Consider the following 13783-nt stretch of genomic DNA (forward strand, 5'->3'; position numbering starts at 1 on the left):
GCTGGTCCGTTCTTCGGCGATCTGCGGCTTGGGGGAGGCGCCCTGTCGGGGCCTTCGGCGTGGCGCGACCGATATTGCAGGGCCGCACCCTGTCCGCAGGGCCGGCCGGAACCCGTTTCCTATAGGCCGTGCCCGCCCGTTCTGTCGAGCACGGGGTGTCTCTGGAGAGAGCGAACTTGTGCGGGCAGCTTTATTCCCGAGGGGGTGCGACCGCCGGCCAGGAGAGCGTCTCGGCAACCGCGCCGGCCTGTGCCAGCGTCAGGGCCGCCGCATTCAGTCCTGCCTGGACGGCTTCGGCAACAGACAGGACGAATTCCAAGCCGGCGAGCGTTCCCGCAATCAGCGCATCGCCCGCCCCAGTCACGTCGACGACCGGGGCGCTCCGGACCGGGAGCCGCGTGACGTTGCCCTCTATCGCCAGGATGAGAGGTCCGTTTCCCTGGGAGAGGACCACGGTGCGGGCGCCTTCGCCATTGAGCCTGCGCGCGAGCTCCTCCGTGTCCGGCCTGTCCTTGTCCGACCCCTTGCATGCTAGGATTGCCGCCGCCTCGTCGGCGTTGCAGAAGAGCATGTCCAGCCGGGAAAGAACCGGCGCAAGCCGCGCGGCCTTGGCCCGCGAGACTGCATCGGCGGCCAGGCGGCGCGGTCCCGCTTCCGATGCGAGGGCCGCGATCGCGTTTGCCGGCAGATTGGCATCCAGAAACCAGAGATCCGCCCGTTCGACTGCCGGGGCGGGTGGCAGGAAGCTGCCGGCGCCAAGCGCATCGGTGATGCGGCCGTCGACCACGGCGGCCGCCAGGGATCCGTCCGGATCATGCAGGGCGAGGTAGCGGCCGGTTGGCAGGGCGGAGCGCTGCACGGCGGAGACGTCTACCCCCTCCATGACCAGACGCGCCAGCAGTGCGTCACCCTCGGCGTCCGTGCCGACATTGCCGGCCAGCGCGGTTGTGACCCCGAGCCTTGCAAGTGCGCGCGCGACATTGGCCGCGACCCCGCCGGGGCTGGCGGAAAGGTGCGCCGGGGTCGATGTCTCGCGCAGGATCGGGACGCCGGCATGGGCGATCGTGTCGAGGTGAATGGCGCCGAAGGCGGCAACGGGCATGGTACGGCTCCGGGAACGAGGACGTCCCTCATGCCACATTCGCGCCCGCTCCCGGAAGCGGAACCGTCGGGCCGGAACAGAAGTGATTCTCCGCTTCGGCACTGCCGTTTCGGTTTCATTTCTCGCAAAAGTTGCAACAAGGCGTTGAACGAAAATGGAACAAAAACAGTTTATTGATACTTTTCAATATGTTGATGCGTATTGTAAAATCAGAACAAAAGAGGTACAAAAGCGCAGTTTGAATCGCCAGGCGTGGCGTGGAATAAGGATGACATCCGATGGCTCAGAATTCACTCCGCTTGGTCGAAGGCATGCAGATGGACAAGAACAAGGCGCTCGACGCCGCCCTTTCTCAGATCGAACGCGCATTCGGCAAGGGCTCCATCATGAAGATGGGGCAGGGGCAGGTGGTCGAGGTGCAGACGGTCTCGACCGGCTCGCTCGGCCTCGACATCGCGCTGGGTGTCGGCGGATTGCCGCGCGGCCGCATCGTCGAGATCTATGGCCCTGAATCCTCGGGCAAGACGACGCTGGCCCTGCATACCGTTGCCGAGGCCCAGAAGAAGGGCGGCATCTGCGCCTTCATCGACGCCGAGCACGCGCTCGATCCGATCTATGCCCGCAAGCTCGGCGTCAACATCGACGACCTGCTGATCTCGCAGCCGGACGCTGGCGAGCAGGCACTGGAGATTTGCGACACGCTGGTGCGATCCGGCGCCATCGACGTGCTGGTGATCGATTCCGTCGCCGCGCTGACGCCCAAGGCCGAGCTCGAGGGCGAGATGGGCGACAGCCTGCCGGGTATGCAGGCACGGCTGATGAGCCAGGCGCTGCGCAAGCTCACCGCCTCGATCTCACGCTCCAAGTGCATGGTCATCTTCATCAACCAGATCCGCATGAAGATCGGCGTCATGTTCGGTTCGCCGGAGACGACGACGGGCGGCAACGCACTGAAGTTCTATGCTTCGGTCCGCCTCGACATTCGCCGTATCGGTGCGATCAAGGACCGCGACGAGGTGGTCGGCAACCAGACCCGGGTCAAGGTCGTCAAGAACAAGCTCGCGCCTCCCTTCCGCCAGGTCGAGTTCGACATCATCTATGGCGAGGGCGTGTCCAAGATGGGCGAGTTGATCGACCTTGGCGTCAAGGGCGGCATTGTCGAGAAGTCGGGTGCCTGGTTCTCCTACAACAGCCAGCGGCTTGGTCAGGGGCGTGAGAATTCCAAGCAGTTCCTGCGTGAGAATTCCGAGATCGCCGATGAGATCGAGCTGGCCATCCGGCAGAATGCCGGCCTGATCGCCGAGCGCATCACCGACCCCTTCGCGGAAGGCGACAACGAGGATGCCGGCGAGGCGTGACCGCCGGCGTCTCGCCGTCCTTCGGCCGCGATCCTCTGTCCCGCCGGTGCGGTCCTCCCGTTGACGGAGCGTGCCGGCGGTTCTTCGCCGCGCGGTCTTTTTGTGCCGCCCTGATGCAGCCGTGATGCAATTTCGAAAAGAAATCGCGCAATTCTTGCAAAATTCTGCGTCACAGGCCGTCGATCGGATGCGCTGCTGGACGGGGTCCACCCTCGGGGCAGCGCGCGCCTGCCTCCCGCTGGACTTGTCGGCGGTGCAAAGCTAAAAGCGGGCTCAAGAACGAAGACAGGCGCGCATCCCCCTTCCACAGGTCTGAAACCGCCAGGGACAGGCATGCGCGGCGCAGTGGGTGGCATCTTCATGAGCGGCGTAAACGAAATCCGGTCTGCCTTTCTCGAGTATTTTGCCCGCAACGGCCACGAGGTCGTGGCGTCGGGTCCGCTCGTACCGCGCAACGACCCGACCCTGATGTTCACCAATGCAGGGATGGTGCCGTTCAAGAACGTCTTCACGGGCCTCGAGAAACGCGACTACAACCGCGCGACGACCGCCCAGAAATGCGTACGCGCCGGCGGCAAGCACAACGACCTCGACAATGTCGGCTACACGGCCCGACATCACACCTTCTTTGAGATGCTGGGGAACTTCTCCTTCGGCGACTATTTCAAGGATCGAGCCATCGAGCTTGCCTGGAACCTGATCACCCGGGAGTTCGGTCTGGCGAAGGACCGTCTTCTGGTGACCGTCTATGCCGAGGATGACGAGGCGTTCGGCCTGTGGAAGAAGATCGCCGGACTGTCCGAGGATCGCATCATCCGCATCGCCACTTCCGACAATTTCTGGGCGATGGGCGACACCGGTCCCTGCGGCCCCTGTTCGGAGATTTTCTACGACCACGGCGATCATATCTGGGGCGGCCCTCCGGGATCGGCGGACGAGGACGGTGACCGGTTCATCGAGATCTGGAACCTCGTCTTCATGCAGTTCGAGCAGTTGCCCGGCGAGCGGGTGGCGCTGCCGCGCCCGTCGATCGATACCGGCATGGGGCTGGAGCGTATCGCCGCCGTCATGCAGGGCGTGCACGACAACTATGACATCGACCTGTTCCGCGCCCTGATCTCCGCCTCGGAGAACGCGGTTGGTGTCGAGGCGCAAGGCGATGCGCGCGCCAGCCACCGCGTGATCGCCGATCACCTGCGCTCGGCCAGCTTCCTCATCGCAGACGGCGTGCTGCCGTCCAACGAGGGGCGCGGCTATGTCCTGCGCCGGATCATGCGCCGCGCCATGCGTCACGCCCATCTGCTGGGATCGGAAGAGCCGTTGATGTGGCGGCTGGTGCCGACCCTGGTGCGCGAGATGGGGCGTGCCTATCCGGAGCTTTCCCGCGCCGAGGCACTGATCACCGAGACGCTGAAACTCGAGGAGCGCCGGTTCCGCAAGACGCTGGCGCGCGGCCTGACGCTGCTCGACGATGCCAGCGGCGATCTGGGCGAAGGGGCGGAGTTCGACGGCGAGACCGCGTTCAAGCTCTACGACACTTACGGTTTCCCGCTCGACCTGACGCAGGACGCACTGCGCGCGCGCGGCATCTCGGTGGATACCGAGGGCTTCAAGGTCGCGATGGAGCGCCAGCGCGCCGAGGCGCGCGCCGCCTGGTCCGGCTCCGGCGAGGCGGCCACCGACACTGTCTGGTTCACCCTGAAGGACCGTCTGGGAGCGACCGATTTCCTTGGCTACGATACGGAAGTCGCCGAGGGTGTCGTCACCGCCATGGTGCGTGAGGGCGCCGAGGCGATGGAGCTTCAGGCGGGGGACAGCGGACTGATCGTCCTCAACCAGACGCCGTTCTATGGCGAGTCCGGCGGTCAGGTCGGCGACACGGGCCGGATGCGGGGCGAGGGCGGTGTCGAGATCGAGGTCACCGGCACGCAGAAGAAGGCGGACGGACTTTTCGTTCACGAGGTGAAGGTGATTGCCGGCAAGGTCTCGCTCGGCCTGCCGCTGGAGCTTCTCGTGGACGGGGCCCGCAGGGCCGCGATCCGCGCCAATCATTCCGCCACCCACCTGGTCCACGAAGCACTGCGCGAGGTGCTCGGCACCCATGTGGCGCAGAAGGGGTCGCTCGTCAGTCCGGAGCGGCTGCGTTTCGACTTCTCCCATCCCAAGCCGATGGTGGATGGCGAGCTTGCCCGGGTGGAGGATCTCGCCAATGCGATCGTGCTGCAGAATTCCGGTGTCGAGACCCGGTTGATGGGCGTCGACGAGGCGATCGAGCAGGGGGCGATGGCGCTGTTCGGCGAGAAGTACGGCGACGAGGTTCGCGTCGTCTCGATGGGCGTGGCGACAGAGGGCGAGAAGGCCGGCAAGACCTATTCGCTCGAGCTTTGCGGCGGCACTCATGTGGCGCGCACCGGCGATATCGGGCTGGTGACGCTGGTCGCGGAAGGCGCGGTTGCTGCCGGCGTGCGCCGTATCGAGGCGTTGACCGGGGCGGCGGCGCGCCACCATCTGGCGACCCAGGACGCGCGCCTGCGCGAGGTCGCCGGTGTCCTCAAGTCCGGACAGGCCGAGGTGGTCGAACGTGTCACGGCCCTGGTCGAGGAAAAGCGCCGGCTGGAGCGCGAGCTTGCCGAAACCCGCAAGAAGCTTGCCATGGGCGGGGGCGGCGAGACCGACGGCGGCGTTCGCGAGATTGCAGGGACGCGCCTTCTCGCGCGTGCGGTCGAGGGGCTCAACCCCAAGGATCTCAAGGGCCTTGCCGATCAGGCGAAAGAGCAGATCGGCTCCGGCATCGTCGTCCTGATCAATGCCGGGGAGGACAACAAGGCGGCAATCGTCGTCGGCGTCACGTCCGACCTGACCGACCGGGTAAGCGCCGTCGATCTTGTCCGTGTCGGCTCCGAGATCCTGGGCGGGCGTGGCGGTGGCGGGCGTCCCGACATGGCCCAGGCCGGCGGCAGTGATGCCTCGAAGGCGCAGGAGGCGATCGATGCGATCGCCGGGCATCTGGAAAGCGCGGCCTCGTTGACACAGGCGTGAGCGATATGGACCGGACCCCTCAGCGTGATCAAGCGCCGGGCGGGTCCGATCCGGACGCAGGCGCCGGCCCGGCCGGACGCGGCGGCCCCCGCGCGCAGCGCGGGTTGAAGGCGCGGATCTATCGCTGGCTGGAACTGGGGTCCGCCGGCGACCCGCAAGGCCGTTTCGTCGATCGTCTTCTCGTCGTTTTCATCTTCGCCACAGTCATTTTGGTGCTGCTGGAGAGCATGCCGGAGGTCGCGGCCCGCTGGGGCGGGCTTGTCTATCTCGCCGAGCTCGCCATCGGGGCGGCCTTTCTCACCGAATATCTGGCGCGGCTGTGGGTTGCGGACCTGCATCCGCCCTATCGGCGGCTGGGTCCGCTTGCCGCGCGCTGGCGCTACGCCTGCCAGGGCGCGGCGATCGTCGACCTTCTGGCGATCGTGCCGTTTCTGGTCAGCCTGCTGACACCGTTCGACGAGTTGCAGCCATTCGTGGTCCTGCGTCTCCTGCGGTTTCTCAAGCTGGCGCGGTATTCGCCGGCGCTGCGGTCTCTTGCCAATGCCATCGGCGAGGAGAAGCACGCGATCGTTGCCAGCCTGATCATCATCTTTGGCGCCATGATCCTGTCGGCGACGGCCATGCATCTGGCCGAGGGCGGCCTGCAGCCGGAGGTCTTCGGCTCGATACCGCGCGCCATGTGGTGGGCGACGGCGACGTTGACGACCGTCGGCTATGGCGACGCCGTACCGGTGTCTGCCCTGGGCAAGGTTATCGGCGGGGTCGTGATGCTGCTTGGCTACGGGCTGCTGGCCCTTCCCGTCGGGATCGTGGCGACGGCTTTCGCGCGGGAAATCCATTCGCGCGATTTCGCCGTCACCTGGGGGATGGTTGCGCGGGTGCCCTTGTTCGAAGACCTGAAGGCCGCGGAGATTGCGGAGATCGCCCGCCTGCTTCGCGCCCAGTCGGTTCGCGCCGGCACGGTCGTCTCGCGGCGTGGGGAAGAGGCAACCTGCATGTATTTTGTCGCGGATGGCGCCGTCGAAGTGGGGATCGGCGACCGCCGGCTGCGGCTGGAGGAAGGGGCGTTCTTCGGTGAGATGGCAATTCTTGGCCACCGCCACGCCCTGGCCGAGGTCACCGCGCTGGAGCCGACGCAGCTGATGGTGCTGGAGGCGCATGACCTGCACCGGCTGATGCGGGAGAAGCCGGATGTGGCGCGCAAGATCCTCGCCGAGGTCGAGGAGCGCAGCCGCGCGGCTCCCGCCGGGGAGAGCGGCGGAGACATTGTGGAGGACGAGCTCGCCTCGGCCGAGACCATCCCCGGTCTACTGGACGAGGAGCCGGCGGCAGGCGATGAAGAAGAGCCGGAAGCCGATCTTCTCAGCCTGGATGAGCGTAAGCCGCCGCCCTCGCACGATTGACCGCCTGTCCCGGTGCTATATCCAGGGGACGCTCAGCAGGCTCCAGTATCGCCCGATCACCGGGGTCTCCGGATGACACACGGTCTCACGCTGGCCGGGAGCGGCGGCCCGCGCAAGCTCGGCCGCTATGCGGTGCCGGGTGCCCTTTCCCGCAAGAGGAGACCGTATCCCAGGACGCGTGACAGGTCCGCACCCGAGGTCGCGACGAGTTTGTCCGGCACGGGTGGTGTTGCAGGGTCGGGAAGATCCGGCGGCCGGTCGGCGATCACGTCGCGCAGGCGCCGTGCAATGGCGGGGGAGGGGTCGAGCCATTCGACAGGCCAGGGCGCGGCGGCTGCCAGTTCGTCGGCCAGAAGCGGAAAATGGGTGCAGGCAAGTACGACGACGTCGGTTCGCCTGCCGTCCCGGGAGACGAAACAGGCCGCGGCCTCCGCGGCCAGCGCCTGCATGTCCAGCGGGCGGCCGGAGAGCTTGTCTTCGGCAAGGGCCGCCAGCCGTTTCGATCCCACCAGCGTGATGGCGATGTCGGGGGCGAAACGGCGAATCAGGTCGAACGTGTAGTCGCGGCTGACGGTTCCAGGCGTTGCCAGCACGCTGACCAGGCCCGAGCGCGTGCGCTCCGCGGCCGGCTTGATCGCGGGAACCGTGCCAACCACCGGAATGTCGAGCGCCTGCCTCAGTGGCGGCAGGACCAGGGTCGATGCGGTGTTGCAGGCGATCACCACGGCCTGGGGGCGATGAAGGCGAACGAGGTCCGTGACGGTCGCGACACAGTGGCGGGCAAGGGCATCTCCGTCCCATGCGCCGTAGGGGAAGGCTGCGTCGTCGGCGGCATAGACAAGCGGCAGTTCCGGCATCAGGCGCCGGATCTCGCGGGCTACCGTGATCCCGCCGACGCCGCTGTCAAAGACCAGAACCGGTGCCTGCTGGGTCACTGCGCCGAAGTCTCCCGGAAGGTTACAGCTGGTCCGGCTCTGTACTGCGCGGCCGAGTGGCTCGTCCCTCGAGCGCGGCGATGACGCCGCGCAGGGTCTTCACTTCCTGGTCGGTCAGTGCGGCTTTTTGAAGGATGTTGCGCAGGTTGCGCACGATGGAGGGGCGCTTTTCGACGGGGCGGAAGAAGTTGACCGCGTCGAGCGCGCCCTCCAGATGCTCGAACAGGCGGACGAGGTCGTCCTTTGTCGCCGGCGGGTTCTGGAGTTCGTCGAGGCGGAAGGGCAGGGCGCCGTTGTTCGCCTTGACGCGCCATTCATAGGCGCACACGAGCACCGCCTGGGCGATGTTCAGCGATGCGAAGTCGGGATTGACCGGCAGGGTGACGATCTCGTTGGCCAGCGCCACCTCGTCATTGTTGAGCCCCCAGCGCTCACGGCCGAACAGATAGCCGATCCGTGTGCCGCCGGCACCCAGCCTGGTCGCGATGGTGGCCGCCTCGTCGGGGCCGCGCACCGGTTTTGCGACCTCGCGTGAACGTGCCGTCGTCGCGAAGACATGACCAAGGTCGGCTACCGCCGCCTCGACGCTGTCAAACACCTGGACGGCGTCGATGACGTGATCGGCGCGACTGGCCGCGGCACGCGCCTTCTCGTTGGGCCAGCCGTCGCGCGGGTTGACGATGCGCAGGTCGGTGAGGCCGAAATTCGCCATGGCCCGGGCGGCGGTGCCGATGTTCTCGCCAAGCTGCGGTTCGCACAGGATGACGCAGGGCGGGAGAAGGTCGACGTCCCGCGCGGCGGGATCAATGGAGGCGTTGCGTGTCATGCGCCGGCAGATATCCCAATCCGGCGCGTATTTCCAGTGGAGACGCGTCGGGGCCGTTCTCACAGCCGTCCGTCATCGACAGCGCCGTGTCACGCGCTACACTCGGACGGCCCGCATTCCGGGTCGCAACACGGTGGATCAATGACATGACAGATGCTCCCTCTCCCTCCATCACGGACATCGTGCGCGCCAAATGGGGCTGGTTTCTCGCCCTTGGCATTGCGCTGGCACTCGGCGGCGCCTTGATGATCGCCCTGCCGCTGGCCAGTTCCATCGCCGTCACGATGATCATCGCGGCGGTGTTCGTCGTCGGCGGTATCCTGCAGATCTGGCACGCCTTCTCGGTGAAGGGGTGGAGCGGGTTCCTGTGGAACGTCGCAACCGGGCTGATCGCGCTGATCGGCGGCGCGGCGGTCTATTACAATCCCCTGGTTGGCACTTTCACGCTGACACTGGTTGTCGCCGGCATCCTTCTCGCCCAGGGCGTCACGCAGATCCTGCTGGCCCTCAAGGTGCGCCCGCATGATGGCTGGGGATGGGTGCTTGCGGCGGGCGTCATCTCGATCCTTGCCGGCCTGTGCATCTGGCTGGAGTTTCCCACCTCGGCGCTGTGGGCGCTCGGGTTGCTCGGCGGCGTTGCCGTTCTCACCAATGGATGGAGCTATATCGCGATCGCGCTGGCGGCCAGACGAACAGGCGCCTGACGAACAGGCGCCTGACGAGCGGAAGCTTGAAGAGCGGGAGCCTGGGAGTGCCGTCCTGAAGGCGGGACGGGCACGAAGCCCAGAACCGCGGGCTCCCGTCGCCGGCTGTGCCGGGCCCGGTTACTCGGCCGCGGCCAACTGGGTGGCGCCCGATGCCGCCAGGCGGTTCCCCGGTGCGAAGTCGATCCGGAAAGTGGAGCCTTCGCCGGGCACGCTCGTTGCATCAAGGTCCCAGCCGTGGCGACGGGCAATGGCCGAGCAGATCGCCAGTCCCATCCCGGTGCCGGCATAGCGATCGCGCGGATGCAGCCGCCGGAACGGCTCGAAGACCTGCGCCTTGTGGGCCATGTCGAAGCCGATGCCGTTGTCCCGGACAACGACACTCGTCGGGGTGCCGTTCTCGTCGCGCTCGGCAAGGATCTCGATGCGGGGACGCCGCTCGGGATCGCGGAACTTGATGGCGTTGCCGACGAGGTTCTGGAAGAGCTGCTCCAGGAAAACCGGGTCGCCGAGCAGTTCGGCGTCGCCCTCGCTCAGCACGATCTCGGCCTCGCCCTCGCGCACCCGCTCCGACAGGCTGTCGCGAACGCGGTCGATCAGCACGGACAGGCGCACCGGCTCGTTGGAGAGTTCCCGGTCGGAGGCGGCCGAATAGTTGAGCAGGTTGGATATCAGCGTCTTGGCGCGGCCGGCGGAAGCCCGCATGACATTCGCGGCGTAGTCGATTGTCTCGCTGTCGCTGTTGGCAACGCCCTCCAGCAGCAGGTCGCTGAAGACGGTGATCTTGCGAACCGGTTCCTTGAGGTCATGCGAGGCGAGGTTGTTGAACTGGGTGAGCCTTTCGTTGGCGGACAAGAGCTCGGCGTTGGCATGGGCAAGCTCGCCGGTGCGTTCGGCAACCCTGCGCTCCAGTTGCGTTTGCAGGCGCACCAGCCGGCGGCGGTCGCGCAGCAGCAGCAGGCCCATGGAGACGCCGGCGACCAGCAGGCCGATGATCAGGAAGAGGACGAGATCGACGGTGCGCTGGAGAACGCCGCGCTGGCGCGAGGCGGCCTCCAGCTGCAGCCGGTACACGGCGGAGCGGAACGAATCGAGGGTGGATTGCAGCGCCTCGAAGTCGCCGCGCAGCTTGCGGGCGGCACCCACGTCGCCGGCGCTGATCCGCTTGATCAGCGGGTCGGACGCAAGCAGGGTCTTTTCGAGCTCGGCCATCAGCGGCACAGACCCGTCGACACGCACGAGTTCCTGGCCGGCCTCGCCCTCGTCGAGGCGCATGGCCCGGCTCCACAGGATGTCGAAACGTGCCGAGACCTCCTGGCGGTGGTCCTCGCCGCCGTCATGCACGATCATCGTGTTGAGGGCGTGCATCAGGTCCTGGTACTCGACCACGAGCTGGGCCGTGTACCAGATCAGGCTCTGACGGTATTCGGAGCGGTCTTCGCTGTTCTGGCGGTTGAGGGTGGATACCACGATGAACAGCGAGCCGGTGATGATCGCGACGCCGATCATGAGGGACACATAGAGTGCCCGCACCCATTTCGCGCTGAGGTCCATTGCCACCCGGTCCACTCGACGCACGCGCACAATATCGTGCGGGTGTCCTGTCGAGGCAGCTTACAATCGACGCGGCGTCGATGGAAGCGGCATTTCAACCAGAACTACCCAGCGTCGCTGGCTACCACTATGATCTCGCGGATCTGCCAGATCGAGCGCGAGTAGTAGAGTTCGCGTTGCAGCGCCTCGTGCTGCGACCAGGGATAGATCAGCCAGAGCGGCCCGCGGTCGCGGATGCCGATATCCTGTCCGTCGGCGCGCATGGCGAGAATGACGTCGTAGTCGCGGGCGTCCTCGATGGGAACCTCGACCCTGTAGTTGTTGAGCGCGACGGCCTCGATCCTGTCGCCGCGCGCGCCCACATGGTCGAGCAACTGGCGCAGCAAGGGTCCTTCGAAGAAGGTCGTGCGCCGCGTCCAGGGAGTGTCGGTGGAAACGCCGGTCATGCCGATGCGCTTGAGATCCGCGCGGGTGAAGGTCCGGGGAACGTCGCCGGCGATGGCGCCGCTGACGACGAGAACCGGCTTGTCCGACGCCGCAGCGGACCGCGTGCCGAACGCGCCGGCAACAACGAATGCCAGGCAGATCGCAAGAATGACTGCGGCACGGCGGGCCAGGTTGCTCCGCGTGAATCTATCGAAATTGCCCATTCCGCACCATTCGAGCCGCATCCCCCTCCGAATCTTTTACAGGGGAGGTATGCGACGAATAGGCAGTTCCCGCAAGCGTCGGCGCCGATCGTGGTTACGCCCTGGGGATCACGGGGACAGCCTCAAGCGGCATTCGCGGCACGACCTTGCGCGCTTATTGACGAATGGCCGGCTTCCCGTTTCGCCGCCCCTTTGGTATAGGGGCCGCGCGGTCGCTGCGACCGGCGGCGCCAACCGGTCATGGCAGGCGCGCCGGCAGGACCGGCGGTATCGGGCGCATGAGGCGCGGGAGCCACCCAAGACGCGAGGTCATCTGCACTATGGCGAAGATTAAGGTTGTCAATCCGGTTGTCGAACTCGACGGCGACGAGATGACGCGGATCATCTGGCAGTTCATCAAGGACAAGCTGATCCATCCCTATCTCGACATCGACCTGAAGTACTATGACCTCGGCATCGAGAAGCGCGACGAAACCGACGACCAGATCACCATCGACGCGGCCAACGCGATCAAGGAACATGGCGTTGGCGTGAAATGCGCGACGATCACGCCGGACGAGGCGCGCGTCGAGGAGTTCGGCCTGAAGAAGATGTGGCGCTCGCCCAACGGCACGATCCGCAACATCCTCGGCGGCGTTATCTTCCGCGAGCCCATCATCATGCAGAACGTGCCGCGCCTGGTGCCGGGCTGGACCGAGCCGATCATCGTCGGTCGCCATGCCTTCGGCGACCAGTACCGCGCCACCGATTTCCGTTTCCCGGGCAAGGGCAAGCTGACGGTGAAGTTCGTCGGCGAAGACGGCACCACGATCGAACATGAAGTGTTCGATGCCCCCTCGTCGGGCGTCGCCATGGCGATGTACAACCTCGACGATTCGATTCGCGACTTCGCCCGGGCCTCGATGAACTACGCGCTTGCGCGTGGCGTGCCCTGCTACCTGTCGACGAAGAACACCATTCTCAAGGCCTATGACGGCCGCTTCAAGGATCTCTTCCAGGAGATCTTCGACACGGAATTCAAGGACGCCTTCGAGGAAAAGAAGATCACATACGAGCACCGCCTGATCGACGACATGGTCGCGGCAGCGCTGAAGTGGTCGGGTGGCTATGTCTGGGCCTGCAAGAACTACGACGGTGACGTGCAGTCGGACATCGTCGCGCAGGGCTTCGGCTCGCTCGGCCTGATGACCTCGGTGCTGATGTCTCCGGACGGCAAGACGGTCGAGGCGGAAGCCGCCCATGGCACGGTGACCCGCCATTACCGTCAGCACCAGCGTGGCGAGGAGACCTCGACCAACCCGATCGCCTCGATCTTTGCCTGGACCCGGGGCCTTGCCCACCGCGCCAAGCTCGACGACACGCCGGAACTGGCGAACTTTGCCGCGACGCTCGAGAAGGTCTGCATCGACACGGTCGAGTCCGGCCACATGACCAAGGATCTGGCGCTGCTCGTCGGCCCGGACCAGAAGTGGCTGACGACCAACGGCTTCCTCGACAAGATCGACGAGAATCTGAAGACGGCGATGGCCTGAGTGCCAACCCGTGAGCGCCGTTTGGCGATCACGTCCTGAAATCCGGAAAAAGGCGCCTCCTGGCGCCTTTTTCTTTGCGCGGCCGCGTGCGGTCTTGCCTGAAGGACGACCAAGGTGAAAAGCTTGCCGGCGATGCTCGTGCGCGGCATCGACCGGAGCAGAAAGGGCTGGGGACAAGATGCTGTTTTCATGGACGAGAAGCGTGCCGGCCTGGCTAGGGGCCATGCTGGTGATGCTGTCGGTGGCGGCTGGCGGCGGCGCGGGGGCTCTGGCGCAGGGGGCTTACGAGCCGGCGCGGGGCACGGCGGAGCGTGCCGAGCTGATGAACACGATCCGGCCGCTGATCGAGGTTCGGGTCGGTCCTCCGGTCGAATTCGTCATCGACCGGTTGCGGGTCTCGGCCGGCTGGGCCTTTGCCGTCGTGGCGCCGCAGCGTCCGGGTGGCGGGGCGATCGACATGGCGGGGACGGTTTATCGCGAGCAGGTCGATTACATGGACGGGTTGCAGACCTATGTCCTGATGCACCAGGCCTATGGACGCTGGAACGTGGTCGATTTCGCGGTTGGCCCGACCGATGCGTTCTGGGATGGCGACCCGCTCTACAGCCAGGTACCGCATGGCCTGCTGCCGGGCACGGACTGAACGGTCCTTGCCGCATGCAGCACTGCTCCGAGAGGAG

Annotated in this window: 11 protein-coding genes; 6 read left to right on the plus strand and 5 right to left on the minus strand. The window is 66.0% G+C overall.

Going from position 1 to position 13783, the window contains the following annotated elements:
* Positions 1–190 precede the first annotated feature (190 nt).
* Positions 191–1102: a PfkB family carbohydrate kinase gene (locus RBB46_RS15240; RefSeq protein WP_306029871.1), complete on the minus strand. Its 912-nt coding sequence runs from the start codon at positions 1100–1102 to the stop codon at positions 191–193.
* A gap of 278 nt (positions 1103–1380) precedes the next feature.
* Between RBB46_RS15240 and recA the strand changes: the two genes are divergently transcribed.
* The 3 genes from recA to RBB46_RS15255 all read left to right on the plus strand — a co-directional run bounded on the left by recA (position 1381) and on the right by RBB46_RS15255 (position 6902).
* Positions 1381–2460, plus strand: coding sequence for a recombinase RecA (gene recA, locus RBB46_RS15245; RefSeq protein ID WP_306029872.1), 1080 nt, complete (start codon positions 1381–1383; stop codon positions 2458–2460).
* Positions 2461–2820: 360 nt separating this feature from the next.
* Positions 2821–5499 carry an alanine--tRNA ligase gene (gene alaS, locus RBB46_RS15250; RefSeq protein ID WP_306029873.1) on the plus strand — a complete coding sequence of 893 codons (2679 nt, stop codon included), beginning with the start codon at positions 2821–2823 and terminating at the stop codon, positions 5497–5499.
* A gap of 5 nt (positions 5500–5504) precedes the next feature.
* The gene (locus RBB46_RS15255; RefSeq protein ID WP_306029907.1) at positions 5505–6902 is read left to right on the plus strand and encodes a cyclic nucleotide-gated ion channel; all 1398 of its coding nucleotides are present in this window, start codon (positions 5505–5507) and stop codon (positions 6900–6902) included.
* A gap of 125 nt (positions 6903–7027) precedes the next feature.
* On the opposite strand, the gene murI is transcribed toward RBB46_RS15255, so the two are convergent.
* Together murI and RBB46_RS15265 are read right to left on the minus strand one after the other, a co-directional pair.
* Positions 7028–7837, minus strand: a complete 810-nt coding sequence (gene murI, locus RBB46_RS15260) for a glutamate racemase (protein WP_306029874.1) — start codon at positions 7835–7837, stop codon at positions 7028–7030.
* Positions 7838–7859: 22 nt separating this feature from the next.
* Positions 7860–8663, minus strand: coding sequence for an RNA methyltransferase (locus RBB46_RS15265; RefSeq protein ID WP_306029875.1), 804 nt, complete (start codon positions 8661–8663; stop codon positions 7860–7862).
* A gap of 146 nt (positions 8664–8809) precedes the next feature.
* Between RBB46_RS15265 and RBB46_RS15270 the strand changes: the two genes are divergently transcribed.
* Positions 8810–9367 carry an HdeD family acid-resistance protein gene (locus RBB46_RS15270; RefSeq protein WP_306029876.1) on the plus strand — a complete coding sequence of 186 codons (558 nt, stop codon included), beginning with the start codon at positions 8810–8812 and terminating at the stop codon, positions 9365–9367.
* A 120-nt stretch (positions 9368–9487) separates the two neighbouring features.
* Here RBB46_RS15270 and RBB46_RS15275 read toward each other — a convergent pair whose 3' ends face one another.
* Entirely contained in the window at positions 9488–10921 is a 1434-nt protein-coding gene (locus RBB46_RS15275; RefSeq protein WP_306029877.1) for an ATP-binding protein, read from the minus strand.
* A 104-nt stretch (positions 10922–11025) separates the two neighbouring features.
* Positions 11026–11571: a molybdopterin-dependent oxidoreductase gene (locus RBB46_RS15280; RefSeq protein ID WP_306029878.1), complete on the minus strand. Its 546-nt coding sequence runs from the start codon at positions 11569–11571 to the stop codon at positions 11026–11028.
* 320 nt (positions 11572–11891) lie between these two features.
* Between RBB46_RS15280 and RBB46_RS15285 the strand changes: the two genes are divergently transcribed.
* Positions 11892–13103: an NADP-dependent isocitrate dehydrogenase gene (locus RBB46_RS15285; protein ID WP_306029879.1), complete on the plus strand. Its 1212-nt coding sequence runs from the start codon at positions 11892–11894 to the stop codon at positions 13101–13103.
* 178 nt (positions 13104–13281) lie between these two features.
* Positions 13282–13746 carry a hypothetical protein gene (locus RBB46_RS15290; protein ID WP_306029880.1) on the plus strand — a complete coding sequence of 155 codons (465 nt, stop codon included), beginning with the start codon at positions 13282–13284 and terminating at the stop codon, positions 13744–13746.
* The last annotated feature ends 37 nt before the right edge of the window (positions 13747–13783 follow it).

This window comes from Stappia sp. MMSF_3263 (assembly GCF_030733745.1).
GTDB lineage: Bacteria > Pseudomonadota > Alphaproteobacteria > Rhizobiales > Stappiaceae > Stappia.

Coding starts and splice junctions, on each gene's coding strand:
- RBB46_RS15240 (WP_306029871.1), bottom strand. CDS start 1,102: ATGCCCGTTGCCGCCTTCGGCGCCATTCACCTCGACACGATCGCCCAT.
- RBB46_RS15285 (WP_306029879.1), top strand. CDS start 11,892: ATGGCGAAGATTAAGGTTGTCAATCCGGTTGTCGAACTCGACGGCGAC.
- RBB46_RS15280 (WP_306029878.1), bottom strand. CDS start 11,571: ATGGGCAATTTCGATAGATTCACGCGGAGCAACCTGGCCCGCCGTGCC.
- RBB46_RS15270 (WP_306029876.1), top strand. CDS start 8,810: ATGACAGATGCTCCCTCTCCCTCCATCACGGACATCGTGCGCGCCAAA.
- alaS (WP_306029873.1), top strand. CDS start 2,821: ATGAGCGGCGTAAACGAAATCCGGTCTGCCTTTCTCGAGTATTTTGCC.
- recA (WP_306029872.1), top strand. CDS start 1,381: ATGGCTCAGAATTCACTCCGCTTGGTCGAAGGCATGCAGATGGACAAG.
- RBB46_RS15255 (WP_306029907.1), top strand. CDS start 5,505: ATGGACCGGACCCCTCAGCGTGATCAAGCGCCGGGCGGGTCCGATCCG.
- RBB46_RS15275 (WP_306029877.1), bottom strand. CDS start 10,921: ATGGACCTCAGCGCGAAATGGGTGCGGGCACTCTATGTGTCCCTCATG.
- RBB46_RS15290 (WP_306029880.1), top strand. CDS start 13,282: ATGCTGTTTTCATGGACGAGAAGCGTGCCGGCCTGGCTAGGGGCCATG.
- RBB46_RS15265 (WP_306029875.1), bottom strand. CDS start 8,663: ATGACACGCAACGCCTCCATTGATCCCGCCGCGCGGGACGTCGACCTT.